Here is a 16,707-nt window from a genome sequence, read left to right as displayed (position 1 = left end):
TCCTCAGTCGCATGGGACTCACCCCCTCAGACCTGCAAGCCATCGGCCTCACCCTCCAGGTGGCGGCCCTGACCACCCTCATCCTGCTGGCGATCGGCGTGCCGCTGGCCTGGTGGCTGGCGCGCTCCCGTTCCATCTGGCGCAAGCCCGTCGGCGCCTTGGTGGCCATGCCGCTGGTGCTGCCGCCCAGCGTGATTGGTTTTTACCTGCTGGTCCTGATGGGGCCGCAAGGCTGGGTCGGCCAGTGGACCCAGGCGTTGGGCCTGGGTGTGCTGCCATTTACCTTTGCCGGCTTGGTGGTCGGCTCAGTGATCTACTCGCTGCCTTTTATGGTTCAACCGGTGCTGAACGCCATGCAGGCGATGGGCAATCGGCCGCTGGAGGTGGCCGCCACACTCCGCGCCTCGCCCCTGGACCGGTTTGTGCACGTGGTGCTGCCGCTGTGCAAACCCGGTCTGATCACAGGCGCCATCATGAGCTTTGCCCACACGGTGGGCGAATTTGGCGTGGTGCTGATGGTGGGCGGCAACATCCCGGGCGTGACCCGAATGGTGTCGGTGCAGATCTACGATCACGTAGAGGCGCTCGAATACAGCGATGCCCACCGGTTGGCCGCCGTGATGCTGGGCTTCAGTTTTGTCGTGCTTCTCGCCCTGCAGTGGATGAACCCGCAGCGCCGGCGGGCCACCGCATGACCGCGGCACACAACACGGGTATTCAGCTGCAATGCCAGCTGGTGCGCGGCGGGTTTTCGCTGGACGTGAACCTCAGCTTGCCGGCCCAAGGGGTCAGCGTGCTCTGGGGGGCCTCGGGCTCAGGCAAAACCTCTTGCCTCCGTGTGCTCGCCGGCCTGGAACCCCGGGCCACCGGACGCGTGGCGGTCAACGGCGAAGTCTGGCAAGACAGCTCATTCAACGTGTTCCGCCCGGTCCACGAGCGCGCCATCGGGTATGTGTTTCAGGAAGCCAGCCTGTTCGACCACCTCACGGTAGAAGGCAACCTGAAGTTTGGCTACCAGCGCACGCCAGCCCAGGACAGGCGGTATGCCTGGGACCATGGCCTGGTCTTGCTGGGCATCACCGATTTGCTGTCACGCCGACCCCAGACCCTGTCGGGTGGTGAACGCCAACGGGTGGCCATTGCCCGCGCCTTGGCAGCCAGTCCCAGGGTGCTGCTGATGGATGAGCCCCTGGCCGCACTCGACGCCCAGCGAAAGGCCGATATCCAGCCCTGGCTGGAGAAACTGCACCGGCACCTGGACATCCCGGTGGTCTATGTGACCCACTCCATCGATGAAGTGGTGCGCCTGGCCGATCACCTCGTGGTGCTGGAGCAGGGAAAGCTGCTGGCCAGCGGGCCGGTGACCGACATGCTCGCGCGTGCCGACCTGCCCCTCGCGTTCGGCGACCAGGCCTGCGCCATGATCACCGCAAAAGTGGCCTCACACCCGCCAAGGCCGGGCCTGTGTGTGTTGACATTTGCCGCTGGCGAGCTGCTGATGCCCGACAGCGCGGTGTCTGTGCAAGCGCCTGGGCAATCGGTGCGCCTTCGCATCCAGGCCCGAGACGTGAGCCTGTCGTTGCAACACCCGACACAGACCAGCGTGCTCAACATCCTGCCGGCCACCGTGACAGCCTTGCACGAAGACGGGCCCGGTCAGTTGCTCGTTCACCTCAGATTGGGTCAGGCAACCAGCGCCGTGGTCTTGCTTGCCAGGATCAGCCAGTACTCAGCGCAGCACCTGTCGCTGGCGCCCGGGTCCGAGGTTTTCGCTCAGATCAAGGGCGTGGCCATGGTGCGCTGAGCACAACACCCCGCCAAGCAACCCAGATGGCGGGACGGAATCAGGCCGCCAACCGCCGCGCGATCTCGGCCACCAGCTGCCGAGCCAGCTGCAGCTTCGACGCCCGCGGCATCTCCACCGCGCCGGCTTCGTCGACCAGCAACAAGGCGTTGTCGTCTTGCCCAAAGGTATCGGGGCCAATGTTGCCCACCAGCAGCGGCACACCTTTGCGCTCGCGCTTGGCCTGCGCATGGGCCAGCAGGTCTTCGCTCTCAGCCGCAAAGCCCACACAGTAGAGCTGGCGGTTGCGCGCCCGGGCCCCCGCCGCAATTCCGGCCAGGATGTCGGGGTTTTCAACAAACGACAAGGTCGGGACCTGCCCCGAACCATCTTTCTTGATCTTGTGTTCGGCTGCTTCCACCGGTCGCCAGTCCGCCACGGCTGCCGTGGACACAAACACCGTGGCCGTCTGGCTCAGCACGTTGAGCGTCTTTTGCATGTTGAGCGCCGACTTCACATTGATGCGCCCCACCCCGCGCGGTGTGGGCAAGCTGACGGGGCCAGCGACCAGGGTCACATGGGCACCGGCCTCGTGCGCGGCCCGCGCGACCGCAAACCCCATTTTGCCGCTGGACAGGTTGGTCAGCCCCCGCACGGGATCGATGGCTTCGAAAGTAGGCCCGGCGCTCACCAGCACATGCTGACCCTCCAGCACCTTGGGCGAAAAAAACCGGACCATGTCATAGAGCAGCTCCTCGGGCTCCAGCATGCGGCCGTCACCGGTTTCACCGCAGGCCTGGTCACCCGCGCCCACATCCAGCACGGTGGCGCCATCGGAGCGCAACTGCTCCACATTGCGTTGGGTGGCCGGGTGGGCCCACATTTCCCGGTTCATGGCCGGCGCCAGCACCAGGGGCACCTTGTCCAGAGGACGGGCCAGACACATCAGGCTGAGCAAGTCGTCGGCGCGCCCATGGATCAGCTTGGCCATGAAATCCGCACTGGCCGGCGCAATGAGAATCACATCGGCCTCTCGGCTGAGGTTGATGTGGGCCATGTTGTTGTCGACCCCGCCCGAAGTGCGTGCGTCCCACTGCGAGGTAAAGACCGGTCTGCCCGACAGGGCCTGCAGGGTCACCGCCGTGATGAACTGCTCTGCGGCTTCGGTCATGACCACTTGGACCGTGGCACCCGCCTTGACAAGGCTGCGGCACAACTCAGCCGCCTTGTAACAAGCAATACCGCCTGAGAGCCCCAGGACCACGTGTTTTCCGGCGAGTTCGTTCATGGGCCCAATGTATCAGTTTGAAACCCGTTCGGGCAGCCCCAAAGGGGTGATACAGCGCGCTTGTCAGTACCATCGATAATGAAGCGTCATTGGCCCCAACCCAGAAGTACACATGAAATTCTCCCGCTCCCTCAAGTCCTTGGCGCTCGGCGGCGCAATCGCTTTGATCTCCGCATGTGGCGGTGGCTCCAGCGACAGCAGCGAAAACGACCCCACCGGCGAGGCGCTGGCCGACGTCTGGTTTGCCGACAACGACGGCTACTTCCCATTGGACAAATCGCGGGCCAATGGCAGCCTCTTTACCGGCGCCGAGGCTGACTTTGGCACCGTCAACCCGGCCTTCAAACCCAACGACAAACTCAACTCGCGCTGGGCCATTGCCACGACCGCCCAAAGCGACAGCACACTGAGCTACGCCATCGACATCGAGGGCATTGGCGCCACGTCCGCTGCGGTCACCGAGCTGAGAAACAACCTCAAGATCGACACCGAAACCGGTTTGATCACGCAATTCTGCTCGGGATTTCCAGACTGTTACTACAACCGAAACGTCAACCCCGAGCATTTCAAGATCAATGTCACGGCCCAGGTGGTCGACGGCAAGGGGAAATTGACCCGCAGTTTCGTGCTGCAAGTTCGCGGCCGCCAGTGAACCGAGGCTGAACCAGCCACCCCCTTTGCAGGGGATACGGCGGCTGGCGCGAGGTCGCCCTTTATAATCCCCATTTCCACCTCCTGCGAGCACCGGCTCGCCCGAGACATGACCAAATTTGTGTTCGTTACCGGCGGTGTCGTGTCCTCTCTGGGCAAGGGCATTGCTGCAGCATCCTTGGCCGCGCTCCTAGAGTCGCGCGGCCTCAAAGTCACCCTGATCAAGCTCGACCCGTACATCAACGTGGATCCGGGCACGATGTCGCCTTTCCAGCATGGGGAGGTGTTCGTCACCGACGACGGCGCCGAGACCGATCTCGATCTGGGTCACTATGAACGTTTCATCGAAACGCGCATGAGGAAATCCAACAACTTCACCACTGGCAAGATCTACCAGTCGGTGCTGGAAAAAGAGCGCCGTGGCGACTACCTGGGAAAGACCGTGCAGGTTATTCCCCATGTCACCAACGAAATCCAGGATTACATCAAGCGCGGTGCAGGCGTTGATACGCCCGAAGCGGTGGATGTGGCCATCGTGGAAATCGGTGGAACCGTGGGTGACATCGAATCGCTGCCGTTCCTGGAAGCCGTGCGCCAGCTCAGCTTGCGCCTGGGGCCCAACAATTCGGCGTTCCTGCACCTGTCTTACCTGCCTTGGCTGGCCGCCGCCGGCGAGCTCAAGACCAAGCCCACGCAGCACACGGCCAAAGAGCTGCGCGCCATCGGCATCCAGGCCGACGCGCTGCTGTGCCGCGCCGACCGCCCGGTGCCCGATGAAGAGCGCGCCAAGATCTCGTTGTTTTCCAACGTGCCCGAATGGGGCGTGATCTCCATGTGGGACGTGGACACGATCTACAAAGTGCCGCGCATGCTGCACGAGCAAGGCCTCGACGGCCTGATTTGCGACAAGCTGCGCCTCAACACGCCACCCGCCAACCTCAAGCGATGGGACGATCTGGTCTACGAAGTCGAACACCCTCAGTACACGGTGTCGGTGGCCATGGTGGGCAAATACGTTGACCTGTCCGACAGCTACAAATCGCTGAACGAGGCGCTTCGCCATGCGGGCATGAAAAACCATGCCAAGGTGCAGATCGAGTACGTGGACTCCGAAACCATCGATGCTGGCAACGTGGCCCAGAAACTCGGCCGTTTCGATGCCATTCTCGTGCCCGGCGGCTTTGGCGCCCGGGGCGTGGAAGGCAAAATTTGCGCGGCCCAGTACGCCCGGGAAAACAAAGTGGCCTACCTGGGCATCTGCCTGGGCATGCAAGTGGCGACCATCGAATACGCGCGCCACGTCGCGGGCCTCAAGGGCGCCAACAGCACCGAATTCGACTCCAGCACGCCCCACCCCGTGATCGCTTTGATCGACGAATGGCAAGACGCTGACGGCTCGATCCAGAAACGCAATGCCAACTCGGATCTGGGTGGCACCATGCGCCTGGGCGCACAGAGTTCGGATGTGTCCGAAGGCACCATTGCCCATCAGATTTATGGCCCCGTGGTCACCGAGCGCCACCGCCACCGCTACGAAGCCAACGAACACTACCTGGACCGCCTGCGTGACGCTGGCTTGGTCATCTCGGCGCTGACGCAGCGCGAACACCTCACCGAAATGGTGGAGTTGCCGCAGAGCGTTCACCCCTGGTACGTGGGCGTGCAGTTCCACCCGGAGTTCAAATCCACCCCCTGGGATGGCCATCCGCTGTTCAATGCCTACATCCGTGCGGCGCTGGACCACAAGAGCGAACAGAAACTCAAGGCCGTGGCCTGAAGGAAAGACAGCACCCATGCAGCTCTGCGGATTCCCCATCGGCCTGGACCGGCCCTTCTTCCTGATCGCAGGCCCATGCGTGATCGAATCCGAGCAACTGCAAATGGATGTGGCCGGTCAGCTCAAAGAGATCACCGCGAGCCTGGGCATCCCGTTCATCTTCAAGAGCAGCTTTGACAAGGCCAACCGCAGCAGCGGCACCACCTTCCGTGGCCCGGGCCGGGAAAAGGGGCTGGAAATCCTGGCCAAGGTCAAACGCGAGCTGGGGATTCCGGTGCTCACCGACGTGCACACCGAAGACGACATTGCCGCCGCCGCACAGGTGGTCGACGTCTTGCAGACCCCTGCTTTCCTGTGCCGCCAGACCGATTTCATCCGCGCTGTGGCCCAGTCGGGCAAGCCGGTGAACATCAAAAAGGGCCAGTTTCTCGCCCCGCACGACATGAAAAACGTGATCGACAAAGCGCGTGCAGCGGCCAAAGAAGCGGGCCTGGAAGAAGACAATTTCATGGCCTGCGAACGCGGCGCCAGCTTTGGCTACAACAACCTGGTGAGCGACATGCGCTCGCTGGCCATCATGCGCGAGTCCAACGCGCCCATCGTGTTTGATGCGACCCACAGTGTCCAGCTGCCAGGCGGTCAAGGCACGAGCAGCGGCGGGCAACGCGAGATGGTGCCGGTGCTGGCGCGGGCTGCGGTGGCCGTGGGCGTGGCGGGTCTGTTCATGGAAACCCACCCCGATCCAGCCAAGGCAATGAGCGATGGGCCCAATGCAGTGCCGCTCAAACACATGAAAGCCTTGCTGGAAACCTTGCTCGCGCTCGACACCGTCACCAAGAAAAACGGTTTCCTGGAAAACCACTTTCAAGCCTGAACCTCCTATGCCTGCCTACATCATTGCCGAAGTCACCGTCACCAACGAAGAGCAAATGAAACAGTACCGCGAGTGGAGCTCGCGCGCCATGCAGGAGCATGGCGCCGAGGTGCTGGTCCGCGGCGGCAAAGTGGTGCCCCTGGAAGAAAACTGGGCGCCCAGCCGAGTCGTGGTGTTGAAGTTCGATGATCTTGACGCGGCGCAGGCTTATTACCATTCGGAAACCTACACCCAGGCGCGCAAGGTGCGTGAAGGGGCTGGCTCCATCCGCATGTTTGCGGTCGAGGGCGTGTAAACCATCCGCCGGGATGGTTTACGTATTCGTCCTGAGGCAGTTTGTTCTTGTCTATTTTGGATTTTTTGAAGGATCACTATGAGCGCCATTGTTGACATCGTCGGTCGTGAAATTCTGGACAGCCGCGGCAACCCCACCGTGGAATGCGATGTGTTGCTGGAATCCGGCGTCATGGGCCGTGCGGCCGTGCCATCGGGCGCGTCCACCGGATCGCGCGAAGCCATCGAGCTGCGCGATGGCGACAAGAGCCGCTACCTCGGCAAGGGCGTGCTCAAAGCCGTTGAACACATCAACACCGAAATCGGCGAAGCCGTCCTGGGTCTGGACGCTTCCGAGCAAGCCTTCCTGGACAAGACGCTGATCGATCTGGACGGCACCGACAACAAAGGCCGCCTGGGCGCCAACGCCATGCTGGCGGTGTCCATGGCCGTGGCCCGCGCCGCGGCCGAAGAAGCCGGTCTGCCGCTGTACCGTTACTTTGGCGGCATGAGCGCGGTGCAAATGCCGGTGCCCATGATGAACGTCATCAACGGCGGCGAGCACGCCAACAACAACCTCGATCTGCAAGAGCTGATGATCATCCCCATCGGCGCGCCGAGCTTTCGCGAAGCGCTGCGCTACGGCGCCGAGGTGTTCCACGCGCTCAAGAAGATCTTGCATGACCGTGGCATCAGCACCGCGGTGGGCGACGAAGGCGGCTTTGCGCCCAACGTGGCCAACCACGAAGCAGCGATCCAGATGATTCTGGAAGCTATCGACAAAGCCGGGTTCGTGGCTGGCGAACAAATCGCCCTGGGCCTGGACTGCGCGGCCTCCGAGTTCTACAAAGACGGCAAGTACGAGCTGGCCGGGGAAGGCCTCAGCCTCACCGCCCAGGAGTGGACCGACATGATGGCCACCTGGGTGGACAAGTACCCGATCATCAGCATCGAAGACGGCATGGCCGAAGGCGACTGGGATGGTTGGAAGATCCTGACCGACCGCTTGGGCAAGAAGGTGCAAATCGTGGGCGACGACCTGTTCGTCACCAACACCAAGATCCTGAAAGAAGGCATCGACAAAGGCATCGCCAACTCGATCCTGATCAAGATCAACCAGATTGGTACGCTGACCGAAACCTTCGCTGCTATCGAAATGGCCAAGCGTGCGGGCTATACCGCCGTGATTTCCCACCGCTCGGGCGAAACCGAAGACAGCACCATTGCCGACATCGCTGTGGGCACCAACGCCGGCCAGATCAAGACCGGCTCGCTCAGCCGCTCTGACCGCATGGCCAAATACAACCAGCTCTTGCGCATCGAAGAAGACCTGGGCGAAGTCGCGGTGTACCCCGGTCGGTCGGCGTTTTACAACCTCAAGTGATCGATTTCACACGCGCCGACTTGATGTAGCGCGTGTGCCTCTTGCCCTCACATGTGCTCGCGCTAAACTCCAGCCATGGCGTCCCGCTTCGTCCCAGCCTTTCTGATCACCCTGCTCGTCATCGTGCAAGCGCAGCTGTGGGTGGGTCGGGGCAGCGTGCCGCAGGTCAGTGACATGCGCAAAGAACTGGCCCAACTGGAGCTCAGCAACCACGAGGCCGATCAGCGCAACAGCCAGATCGGCAACGAAGTCCGTGACCTGAAAGACGGACTGGACATGGTGGAAGAGCTGGCTCGCCAGGATCTGGGCATGGTGAAGCCCAACGAGATTTTTGTTCAGATTGCCCACGGCAAGCCCTGATCTCCCGCGTGTGGTGCTGGTCATCGCGCTGCTCGGCGGTGAATCCACCGGGAAATCCACCCTCGCCGCAGATCTGAAGACAGCACTGACGAAAAAGGGCATCGCCACGGCGCTCGTCACTGAGAACTTGCGCACGTGGTGTGCAACCCAAGGTCGGGCCCCCAGCCAATCCGATCAGGCCCGGCTGGCTGGGGAACAGGGCCATCAGGTCGACGCAGCAGTGCGCTCGGAGCCCCCTGTGCAGGTCGTCATCGCAGACACCACGCCCCTGATGATCGCCGCGTACAGCGAGCTCTATTTTCAGGACACTTCGCTGTATCCCGCGGCCCTGGCTTGGCAACGGCATGCCGACCTCCATCTTTTGATGGGGCTCGATGTGCCCTGGGTACCCGACGGCCTGTTTCGAGATGGCCCGGCCCTCAGAGAGCGCACAGACGAAGTTCTCAGACATCAGCTGCAAACCGCCGATTTGCCGTTCCACACGGTGTACGGGTTGGGTCCTGCCCGCCTCCAGGCAGCCTTGCGCATCGTGGAACAGGCGTTGAAACCCCCGTTGAGCCCCAAACAACCGTCGATCGAGAGCGCTGCAGCGGCCTGGTCCTGCGAGCGGTGCAGCGACCCCGAATGCGAACGCCGCCTTTTCTCCCGCCTGCTCTGAGCGACCCTGACCCACAGCGATGCAGGTTGCTGGAACTGGCTTTCGAATCACCCGTTGTGGCTGGTTGAAGGGGGCCCCACCTGGCCTTTTTTGGGCTTCAACTACGATGCACACAAAATCACCTTGCGCTGAAACCCATCAAGCCAAATTGACGGAATCAAACGCCCCTCGGATGTCCGATCGATACCGCAACTGAAAACCGCCAACGCTCGCAACACGGCCGCGCCAGCCGCTGCTTCACCCAAACCACCCAGCCTGCGTCCATTCCTTATGCCCGCCCACCTGCCCGACTTCCGCTCCCCCGAGTTCCTGCGCACCCATGTTCGCCACACCATGGGCTTTTACCTGCCCAGGGCCTTAGACACCACCGGCGGCTTGTTTCATTTTCTGCGCGACGACGGCAGCATTTACGACCGCCACACACGCCACCTGGTGAGCAGCACCCGCTTTGTGTACACGATGGCCATGACCGTGCGCAGCGGCGGCGATGAGACCGCCCTGCAGGCATTGCGGCAGGCGTTTGATTTCCTCAAAGTCCACCACGACCCGGCATCGGGAGGCTATGCCTGGTCGCTGGACTGGCGCGATGGCCATAAAACCGTGCTGGACGACACCAACCACGCCTATGGCCTGGCCTTTGTCTTGCTCGCCCATTCGCACGCCCACATGGCCGGCCTTGCCAACGCCCATGCCGGCATTCTGGCCACCTTCGAATTGCTGGAAAAACGGTTTTGGGAGCCTGCACACGGGCTGTACGCCGACGAGGCCAACGCACAATGGCAGCTCAAACCCTACCGGGGTCAGAATGCCAACATGCACCTGTGCGAAGCCTTGCTGGCGGCCTTTGACGCCACCGGCGAAGCGCGTTACCTCGATCGCGCCGAGCAGTTGGCCGACAACATCTGCATCCGCCAGGCGGCGCTGGCCGACGGCCTGATCTGGGAACACTACCGCGCTGACTGGTCGGTGGACTGGGACTACAACCGCGACGACAAGTCCAACATCTTCCGTCCCTGGGGATTTCAGCCCGGTCACCTCACCGAGTGGACCAAGCTGTTGCTGTTGCTCAACGAGCGCCGCCCTCGTACAGACCATGTTGCGCGTGCCCGCCATTTTTTCGATGTGGCCATGGAAAAGTCATGGGACACCGAACACGGCGGCCTGTTCTACGGCTTTGCGCCCGACGGCAGCGCCTGCGATACCGACAAGTATTTTTGGGTTCAAGCCGAGTCCCTCGCGGCTGCGGCCCGTCTGGCCATTGTGCTCAACGAGCCCAAATACTGGGACATCTACGATCGCATTTGGACCTACGCTTGGGAACACTTTGTGGACCACGAACACGGCGCCTGGTGGCGTATCTTGCGCGCGGACAACAGCAAGATCAGCGATGAAAAAAGCCCGGCCGGCAAGGTGGACTACCACACGGCTGGGGCTTGCTGGGATGTGCTGGATGCATTGGGGCAGGGTGTCCCCTCTCCCGCCGAAGCAGCGCGGACCGAGTCCCCCAAAACAGCATAAGGCTTGCCAGGTCCTGGGTACGGCCCCGCAGGCACATCGGAGTCGGACACAGGATTCGAAGTGATCGGAAGGCCTTCAACAGGGCCTGTTGCCGCACCGCGCAGTGGTTCTCCAAAGCAACAGCCGCCCGACCGCTTCGGAAAAACGTCAGAAACGGACCAGCGCTTCGAGGCGCAAGCTGCGGCCATCCTGCTCAAGGGCGTTCTGCCAATTGCTCGTCCCACCGGGCACTGCGAAACGCTTGTTGAACAGGTTTTGCACGCTCAGCCCCAATTCAACTCCCTCGACCCATCGGTCGGTGCGGACATGAAGATTGGATAGGGCCCGGCCACCCAGCCAGGTGCTGTCCAGGGTCTGCCGCTGGCTGTCGTATTGCAATTCGTAGCCCAGGGACACACCGGCGGCTCGCCAGGGTGCAGAAAAATTGAGCTTGACCATGCGCTGCGGCGAGTTGGCGAGCTTGTCGCCATCGGCCATCCGGGCGTCTTGCAAAGACACACTGCCGCGCAATCGGCCACCCCAGAACCAGGTCTTGTCAGCCGACAGCTCCAGGCCGTTGGCCAAGACCTTCCCGCCCGGCTGGAACTGCGACAGCCCGCTCACCGGATCCACACCCGGCACGATCTGGTCTCGCATGATCCAGCGGTACGCCGCTGCTTGTATGCGCAAGTCGTCGCTGACTCGGTGGTCGGCGACCAGCTCCATGGTGTCAACGGTTTCGTCCTTGAGCGCAGGGTTGGCCACAAGCACCAGGTTGTCGTAGTAGTCGCGTTCGTTGGCGTTGGGCGCCCGGTGGGCACGTCCGGCCAAGGCCTTCAAGCTTGTCGTGGGAGCCGCCTGCCAGATCAAAGCCACGCGGGGGCTGGTGTTGCCGCCGGTTGTGCTGTTGTGGTCCAGGCGCACGCCCAACGTGGCGGTCAGGGTATCGGCAAAGCGCCACTCGTCCTGGCCATACACACCGATTCGTCTGGAGGGACTCTGGATCAGGAAGTTGTTGGCCGGATCAGCCGGATCAATGACCGCCTGGTCGATGCGGGTGATGTCCTGAACCTCCAGTCCCAGCATCAGCTTGTGCCCTTTCAGTGCCGTGGACAGCAGGCGGAGCTCGCCACCGGTCCAGTCACCCACGCCCGGAAAATCGAATGGCGTTCCATAGTTCAACCGGCTGCTGTAACGGTTCTGCCCCACAAACAGGCGCCCCATCACTTGCAGGGTATCGTCGCGAAACCGGCCGTCGTATTGCGCCTGCGCCAGCGTATACAGGTTGCCCTGGTACTGGCCGGCCACGAGCGGATCGGATCCGTAGATACCGGTGGGGTCGTCCTTGCGGCGGTCCCCGTGGACCAGTTCGAGTGTCCATGGCCCGTAACCCAGGCGACCGAAAAATTCCTGGTCGCGTTCGCCGTCCAGGCCTTGAGCTGTCCCCGATAGGCCGGTGGCACCATATTCCATGAAGCGGTCTTCGCCATGGGCGCGCATGCCCGAAGCAGAAACCAGCACATCAAGGCCGTTGTCAAGCCGCTTGCCCCAGGTGGCTCGACCCTCGCTCATGCCCTGGGGGTGCTGTACCCCCACCGCGATTTGTCCCTCGTCCAAAGCAGCGCCAGTGAGTGTGACCACGTTGACCACACCGAACATGGCGTTCTGTCCGTAGACGGCGCTGCCCGGGCCAGGAATGAACTCGATGCGTTCGACCAGATTGAGATCGAGCGGAAAATCCCGACCGGTGGGACCGGTGTCAAAAAGCAGGTCGTTGACGCGATTGCCGTTGATCGTGACGAGCAGGCGCGTATTCAAGTCCCCCGGCACGCTGAAACCTCGGGTGCCCAGGTGGCTGGACTGGCGGTCGTAGGTGGTGTAAACGCCCGGCAGCGTCGCCAGGGCCTGGTCGAGGGTGCGCCACCCGAACGCACGAATCTCATCGCGCGTGATGATGCTGACGGCGGCAGCGACTTCCCCTTGTTTCTGCGCGTACTTGGAAGCCCCCACCACCGTCAGGTCGAGCAGCTGCTCCAGGCTCAGTGTGGTCACATCTGTGGCGGCTCCGGCCGGAAACGCGGCCGTTAGGCCGGCGCATAACAGCAAGCAGGCGGCAGAGCGTGCAACGCTCGACGCATGTGACAGATGAACAGCTTTGTGCATAGAGATGTAGAGATGTCTCGTTTCTCTCTCTTTCGACATCTGGCGGCCACTCTTGAGGCCGGCCAAACGCATGCTTCACTCCGCCGGGCCAGCAAAGCCATGCGCAGAGTCCTCCTCAGCCTGCCACCTCAGACGGCAGCAAGCCTGAAACAGCGTACCACTTTTCCTGCACGAACGTATCAACCCCGAGCGAAACAGGTGCGTTGCAGGCACGTGCACCCAACCGCGACCGGCGGCCGTCACCCCGGCTGGGGCCGCGCCCGCAGGCGCCGACTGTTCAAGCCTGGCGCGCTCAATGCACGTCAGGTGGGGCGGGCTGCTGCCGCTCGGCGTCCAGAAACACCTGCGCCGCGTCAACAGGATCGAACTGCTGCACAGCCCCGCAGAATTCGCAAGTGACTTCCACTTGCCCCTGCTCCGCGATGATGGATTCCACTTCGTCGCGCCCCAGGCTGCGCAGCATGCCGCCGACCCGCTCGCGCGAGCAGCTGCAGGCAAAACGGGGACCCAGATCGCCCGTCTGGGGCTCAAAACGGCGCAAATCCTCTTCCCAGAAAAGGCGGTGCAGGATCGTCTCTGCATCCAGCTCCAGCAGCTCTTCGCGCTTCAAGCTGGAAGCCAGAATGGCGATGCGGTTGTAGTCTTCGCTCAGACCGATCCGGTCTTCATCGCCAGCCATCGAGCCTTCGCCCGACAGATTGGCACCGCCTTGCAGCGGCAAGCGCTGAATCAGCAACCCCGCCGCGATTTTGTCGTTGGCGGCGAGCACGAGCTTGGTGTCCAGCTGTTCACTCTGCAACATGTAGTGCTCGATGACGTCGCTGAGCTTTTCCAGCTTTTCATGGCGATCGCCAAACAACGGCACCACGCCCTGGTAGGGCTGCTGACCCGGCTTGCGGTCCTTGGGGTCCAGCGTGATCGCACACTTGCCCTGGTTGTTGACGTTGACCATGTGCGACAAAGGCGCTTCATCGGCCACTTCGCCGGTCACGGTGGCCGTGGCGCGCAGACTCAGATCGGGCTGGACCTCGGCCACAGCCAGCTTTACCGGCCCGTCACCCATGATCTGCATCACCAGAGCGCCGTTGAACTTGATGTTGGATTGCATCAACGTCGCCGCCGCTGTCATTTCCCCGAGCAACTCGGTGACGGCAGCCGGGTAACCACCCGATTGCGCACGGCGTTGCAGGATGTCTTGCCAGGCATCGGTCAGGCGCACCAACATGCCCCTCACAGGCTTGCCTTCAAAAATGAATTTGTGGAGTTCGGACAATCGGATCTTTCAGAGCAATCAACGTCAAGAGGTGGTGATCAGTCGATCTTTTTCAAGGTGTGGCGGAAGCGCTGGGCGTTGTCGATGTAGTGCTGCGCACTCATGCGCAAGCCTTCCATTTGCTCAGGCGTGAGCTGGCGCACCGCCTTGGCCGGGCTGCCGATGATCATGGAGCCATCGGGGAATTCTTTGCCCTCGGTCACCAGTGCACCCGCGCCCACCAGGCAATTTTTCCCGATTTTCGCGCCATTGAGCACCACCGCGCCAATGCCGATCAACGACTCATCGCCGATCGTGCAGCCATGCAGCATCACCTTGTGGCCCACGGTCACGTTGTCGCCCACGGTGAGTGGCATGCCCACATCGGCATGCAATACGCTGCCGTCCTGGATGTTGCTGCCTTTGCCTACGGTGATGATTTCGGTATCCCCGCGCACGGTGACGCCAAACCAGATGCTGCTGTCTTCGGCCAGCTCCACATTGCCGATCACCTGGGCATTGTCGGCCACCCAGGCGGTATCGGCCAGGCGGGGAACCAGGCCATCGAGTTCATAAAGTGCCATCGGATGTCTCCTATTTGGGGTTGTGTTTGTGGAATGGGGTGGGTTGTGTTCGCCTGACACTCTACCGGCCAAAGGATATCGGACCCCACCCTGGAATTGTAGGGATGCAAGCGCCCACCACCGTCCCGCTGGCTCCATGTCAGCCTGGACGCGAATTTCTGCCCGTCTGCGCGGCCTGCGCACGCCGCTGGACCCTCCACGCCTTGTGCCTGGAGCTACCGGGCACCGAGGTCGACAGCACCCATGCGCTCCAGGCCCGGGTAGTGGAAGGGGAAGGCGCTCGAATCGACCCCAGGGGATCCCCCACCGTTGTCGAAGGGGCTCTCTTGCCGGGACGTTCGAAGCGCCCTCCGCTGATTGCACCCCTGGAAGTTCCCCACCGTTCTCTCTTCACCCCAGAGGGCTTGGCGGCGCTGGTGCACTTCATTTGCCACATTGAACTCAATGCGATCAAGCAGATTGCTAAAGCCATTAGAATTTTTTAGAACAATATTGCAATTTATTCATGCAATACATATAATCAAAAAATGGACATCGTTACCAACATATCAATTGCAGGCAGTATCGCCTCAGTTGTGGGTGCGGGTCTTGCTGGCGTAGGAGTCTTATTTGCCGCCATTACCTATCTAGATGAACGACAGCTCAGGATCGAAAAAAAGACGAAAACTATAGCTTTGGCTATGGCGATTTAAAAAAATCTTACGGTGATACTTTTTCTAGCGATTAAGAAAAATCTTGATTGTCGATTATCCAATATCGGATTAAAAAACCCGCAATGTTTAGCCAGCTAAGGAAAAGGAACCTTCAAGGTTCCTTCTTTCATTCTCCAAGGGCTGCCAACTCAGCCTCATCAAAGCCAGCCAGCCTTCTAGCTTCCAAGTTGAATGGTCCACGGGGCTTGGGTGCATCGTATTTCTCAGCCAGTTCGGCATAGGTAGCAACAACTTCCCTGCCCTGTTGTTCACACAAATAGCGATACCAATGGTTGCCTACGGCCACATGGCCAATCTCGTCGCGCAAGATCACGTCCAAAATTTCGCCTGCTCGCATATCACCTGCACTGACCAGCTTCTTCTTGATGGGTGGTGAGGCGTCAAGGCCACGGGCTTCCAATGTTCTGGGAACCAGTGCGAGTCGGGCAAGAAGGTCATGTTTGGTCTTCTCGGCCATCCGCCACAGTCCGTCATGGGCTGGAAAATCACCGTATTCGAATCCCATCTGGCGCAGATGATCCCTCAGCAAGGAGAAATGCAGGGCTTCTTCTTTGGCAACCTGTGCCCACTGCCGGTAAAACAGATCAGGCATCCCGTGGAAACGCCAGATGATGTCGCACGCCAAATCGATAGCATTCAGCTCAATATGACAAATGGCATGAATGAGTGCGGCACGGCCTTCGACTGTATGGACCGAACGAGGCTTCACTTCGGTGTGAAGGACCAGCACAGGCTTTGAGGGCCTGCCAGGTATCTGCGTCTCGACTGCAATCTGCTCGTCGGCCCCTGCAGGCAAGTTCAGATCAAGTGCAAGCCCTGCCTTTGCTTTGTCGTCAGCGCCTGTGAGGCAAAGGGGGATGAGTGCAGCGTGTCGAAGTGTCGTCATGTCCTTGATCGTACACAGCAGGGTGTACCAGCATGAACAACCATCAACCTGGCGCCGGATGCGGTCTGGCGGGCCGAAGGCATGCCCGACACTTTTTACCGGGACTGGCTGCGCGTGGCCGTCGAAGAGGCCACCCATTTTGGCTTGCTGTGGGGGTTGCTGCAGGTGCTGGGGCACGACTGTGGTGATTTTCCAGCCCACGATGGGCTGTGGCACATGTGCATCAAACCAAGACAGCGTCATTGCCCGCATGGCGCTGGTTCCTCGCACCCTGGTGGCGCGCGGCCTCGATGCCAGCCCGTTGATCCAGGCCCGGCGGCGCTGAAAGCCGTGGAAAATCTCGACACCATCCTGCGAGATGAAACCGGCCATGTGGCCGTGGGCAACCCCTGGTGCCTCGGGCTCTGCGCTGAACAAAACCTGGGGCCGCTGGCTCACTACAGGGTGCTGGCCAGCCAGCACGCCGCGCCGCGCCTCAGGCCACCGTTCAACGACGCGGCCCGGGCGGGCGGAAGGGTTCAGCGAGGCCGAACTGGCCCACCTGCTGGAAACCTGATCCCAGAC

The 16,707-nt window shown here is 61.5% G+C and carries 17 protein-coding genes and 1 pseudogene; 13 read left to right on the top strand and 5 right to left on the bottom strand.

All coding sequences use genetic code 11. From position 1 onward, the window contains the following. Positions 1 to 11 precede the first annotated feature (11 nt). Entirely contained in the window at positions 12 to 695 is a 684-nt protein-coding gene (gene modB, locus E5678_RS01630; protein ID WP_136176919.1) for a molybdate ABC transporter permease subunit, read from the top strand. Continuing rightward, positions 692 to 1,804, top strand: a complete 1,113-nt coding sequence (modC, locus tag E5678_RS01625; RefSeq protein WP_136176918.1) for a molybdenum ABC transporter ATP-binding protein — start codon at positions 692 to 694, stop codon at positions 1,802 to 1,804. The genes modB and modC overlap by 4 nt, the downstream gene beginning before the upstream one ends. Positions 1,805 to 1,844: 40 nt before the next feature. Here the strand turns inward: modC and coaBC are convergent, their stop codons facing one another. Then, a complete protein-coding gene (gene coaBC, locus E5678_RS01620) occupies positions 1,845 to 3,071 on the bottom strand; it encodes a bifunctional phosphopantothenoylcysteine decarboxylase/phosphopantothenate--cysteine ligase CoaBC (protein ID WP_136176917.1) in 1,227 nt (408 codons plus the stop codon). Between the two features lie 112 nt (positions 3,072 to 3,183). Between coaBC and E5678_RS01615 the strand changes: the two genes are divergently transcribed. The 8 genes from E5678_RS01615 (at position 3,184) to E5678_RS01580 (ending at position 10,566) form a co-directional block, all read left to right on the top strand. Continuing rightward, complete coding sequence (locus tag E5678_RS01615; protein WP_136176916.1) at positions 3,184 to 3,723, top strand: hypothetical protein; 540 nt, start codon at positions 3,184 to 3,186, stop codon at positions 3,721 to 3,723. A gap of 108 nt (positions 3,724 to 3,831) precedes the next feature. Continuing rightward, a complete protein-coding gene (locus E5678_RS01610; RefSeq protein ID WP_136176915.1) occupies positions 3,832 to 5,499 on the top strand; it encodes a CTP synthase in 1,668 nt (555 codons plus the stop codon). Positions 5,500 to 5,515: 16 nt separating this feature from the next. Next, the gene (kdsA, locus tag E5678_RS01605; protein WP_136176914.1) at positions 5,516 to 6,373 is read left to right on the top strand and encodes a 3-deoxy-8-phosphooctulonate synthase; all 858 of its coding nucleotides are present in this window, start codon (positions 5,516 to 5,518) and stop codon (positions 6,371 to 6,373) included. A 7-nt stretch (positions 6,374 to 6,380) separates the two neighbouring features. Next, positions 6,381 to 6,668: a DUF1330 domain-containing protein gene (locus tag E5678_RS01600; RefSeq protein WP_136176913.1), complete on the top strand. Its 288-nt coding sequence runs from the start codon at positions 6,381 to 6,383 to the stop codon at positions 6,666 to 6,668. A 78-nt stretch (positions 6,669 to 6,746) separates the two neighbouring features. Then, on the top strand, positions 6,747 to 8,030 hold the full coding sequence (gene eno, locus E5678_RS01595; RefSeq protein ID WP_136176912.1) for a phosphopyruvate hydratase: 1,284 nt from the start codon (positions 6,747 to 6,749) through the stop codon (positions 8,028 to 8,030). Between the two features lie 75 nt (positions 8,031 to 8,105). Continuing rightward, on the top strand, positions 8,106 to 8,390 hold the full coding sequence (locus E5678_RS01590) for a septum formation initiator family protein (RefSeq protein ID WP_136176911.1): 285 nt from the start codon (positions 8,106 to 8,108) through the stop codon (positions 8,388 to 8,390). Continuing rightward, positions 8,362 to 9,048, top strand: coding sequence for an ATP-binding protein (locus tag E5678_RS01585; RefSeq protein ID WP_247596878.1), 687 nt, complete (start codon positions 8,362 to 8,364; stop codon positions 9,046 to 9,048). The genes E5678_RS01590 and E5678_RS01585 overlap by 29 nt, the downstream gene beginning before the upstream one ends. 270 nt (positions 9,049 to 9,318) lie before the next feature. After that, a complete protein-coding gene (locus E5678_RS01580; RefSeq protein ID WP_136176909.1) occupies positions 9,319 to 10,566 on the top strand; it encodes an AGE family epimerase/isomerase in 1,248 nt (415 codons plus the stop codon). A gap of 147 nt (positions 10,567 to 10,713) precedes the next feature. Here E5678_RS01580 and E5678_RS01575 read toward each other — a convergent pair whose 3' ends face one another. The 3 genes from E5678_RS01575 to E5678_RS01565 all read right to left on the bottom strand — a co-directional run bounded on the left by E5678_RS01575 (position 10,714) and on the right by E5678_RS01565 (position 14,544). Then, complete coding sequence (locus E5678_RS01575) at positions 10,714 to 12,597, bottom strand: TonB-dependent receptor (protein WP_210731966.1); 1,884 nt, start codon at positions 12,595 to 12,597, stop codon at positions 10,714 to 10,716. A 403-nt stretch (positions 12,598 to 13,000) separates the two neighbouring features. Then, positions 13,001 to 13,981 (bottom strand): Hsp33 family molecular chaperone HslO, encoded by a 981-nt coding sequence (locus E5678_RS01570; RefSeq protein ID WP_136176907.1) that lies wholly within the window; start codon positions 13,979 to 13,981, stop codon positions 13,001 to 13,003. A 38-nt stretch (positions 13,982 to 14,019) separates the two neighbouring features. Then, positions 14,020 to 14,544, bottom strand: a complete 525-nt coding sequence (locus tag E5678_RS01565; RefSeq protein ID WP_136176906.1) for a gamma carbonic anhydrase family protein — start codon at positions 14,542 to 14,544, stop codon at positions 14,020 to 14,022. A 104-nt stretch (positions 14,545 to 14,648) separates the two neighbouring features. On the opposite strand from E5678_RS01565, the gene E5678_RS22530 reads away from it, so the two are divergent. Together E5678_RS22530 and E5678_RS22215 are read left to right on the top strand one after the other, a co-directional pair. Beyond that, the gene (locus tag E5678_RS22530) at positions 14,649 to 15,029 is read left to right on the top strand and encodes a DUF455 family protein (protein ID WP_136176905.1); all 381 of its coding nucleotides are present in this window, start codon (positions 14,649 to 14,651) and stop codon (positions 15,027 to 15,029) included. Positions 15,030 to 15,071: 42 nt separating this feature from the next. Then, entirely contained in the window at positions 15,072 to 15,236 is a 165-nt protein-coding gene (locus E5678_RS22215) for a hypothetical protein (RefSeq protein WP_168708463.1), read from the top strand. 127 nt (positions 15,237 to 15,363) lie between these two features. Here the strand turns inward: E5678_RS22215 and E5678_RS01555 are convergent, their stop codons facing one another. Then, entirely contained in the window at positions 15,364 to 16,143 is a 780-nt protein-coding gene (locus E5678_RS01555; RefSeq protein ID WP_136176904.1) for a ferritin-like domain-containing protein, read from the bottom strand. 42 nt (positions 16,144 to 16,185) lie between these two features. On the opposite strand from E5678_RS01555, the pseudogene E5678_RS01550 reads away from it, so the two are divergent. Next, a pseudogene (locus E5678_RS01550) lies at positions 16,186 to 16,699 on the top strand (ferritin-like domain-containing protein); the annotation flags it as partial. Positions 16,700 to 16,707 lie beyond the last annotated feature (8 nt).

It is taken from the genome of Hydrogenophaga sp. PAMC20947 (assembly GCF_004795855.1).
Taxonomy (GTDB): domain Bacteria; phylum Pseudomonadota; class Gammaproteobacteria; order Burkholderiales; family Burkholderiaceae_C; genus Hydrogenophaga.
Note: the sequence above shows the minus strand (reverse complement) of the source record. Positions and strands in the feature narration are given on the sequence as shown.

Coding starts and splice junctions, on each gene's coding strand:
- modB (WP_136176919.1), top strand. CDS start 12: ATGGGACTCACCCCCTCAGACCTGCAAGCCATCGGCCTCACCCTCCAG.
- modC (WP_136176918.1), top strand. CDS start 692: ATGACCGCGGCACACAACACGGGTATTCAGCTGCAATGCCAGCTGGTG.
- coaBC (WP_136176917.1), bottom strand. CDS start 3,071: ATGAACGAACTCGCCGGAAAACACGTGGTCCTGGGGCTCTCAGGCGGT.
- E5678_RS01615 (WP_136176916.1), top strand. CDS start 3,184: ATGAAATTCTCCCGCTCCCTCAAGTCCTTGGCGCTCGGCGGCGCAATC.
- E5678_RS01610 (WP_136176915.1), top strand. CDS start 3,832: ATGACCAAATTTGTGTTCGTTACCGGCGGTGTCGTGTCCTCTCTGGGC.
- kdsA (WP_136176914.1), top strand. CDS start 5,516: ATGCAGCTCTGCGGATTCCCCATCGGCCTGGACCGGCCCTTCTTCCTG.
- E5678_RS01600 (WP_136176913.1), top strand. CDS start 6,381: ATGCCTGCCTACATCATTGCCGAAGTCACCGTCACCAACGAAGAGCAA.
- eno (WP_136176912.1), top strand. CDS start 6,747: ATGAGCGCCATTGTTGACATCGTCGGTCGTGAAATTCTGGACAGCCGC.
- E5678_RS01590 (WP_136176911.1), top strand. CDS start 8,106: ATGGCGTCCCGCTTCGTCCCAGCCTTTCTGATCACCCTGCTCGTCATC.
- E5678_RS01580 (WP_136176909.1), top strand. CDS start 9,319: ATGCCCGCCCACCTGCCCGACTTCCGCTCCCCCGAGTTCCTGCGCACC.
- E5678_RS01565 (WP_136176906.1), bottom strand. CDS start 14,544: ATGGCACTTTATGAACTCGATGGCCTGGTTCCCCGCCTGGCCGATACC.
- E5678_RS22530 (WP_136176905.1), top strand. CDS start 14,649: ATGCAAGCGCCCACCACCGTCCCGCTGGCTCCATGTCAGCCTGGACGC.
- E5678_RS22215 (WP_168708463.1), top strand. CDS start 15,072: ATGGACATCGTTACCAACATATCAATTGCAGGCAGTATCGCCTCAGTT.
- E5678_RS01555 (WP_136176904.1), bottom strand. CDS start 16,143: ATGACGACACTTCGACACGCTGCACTCATCCCCCTTTGCCTCACAGGC.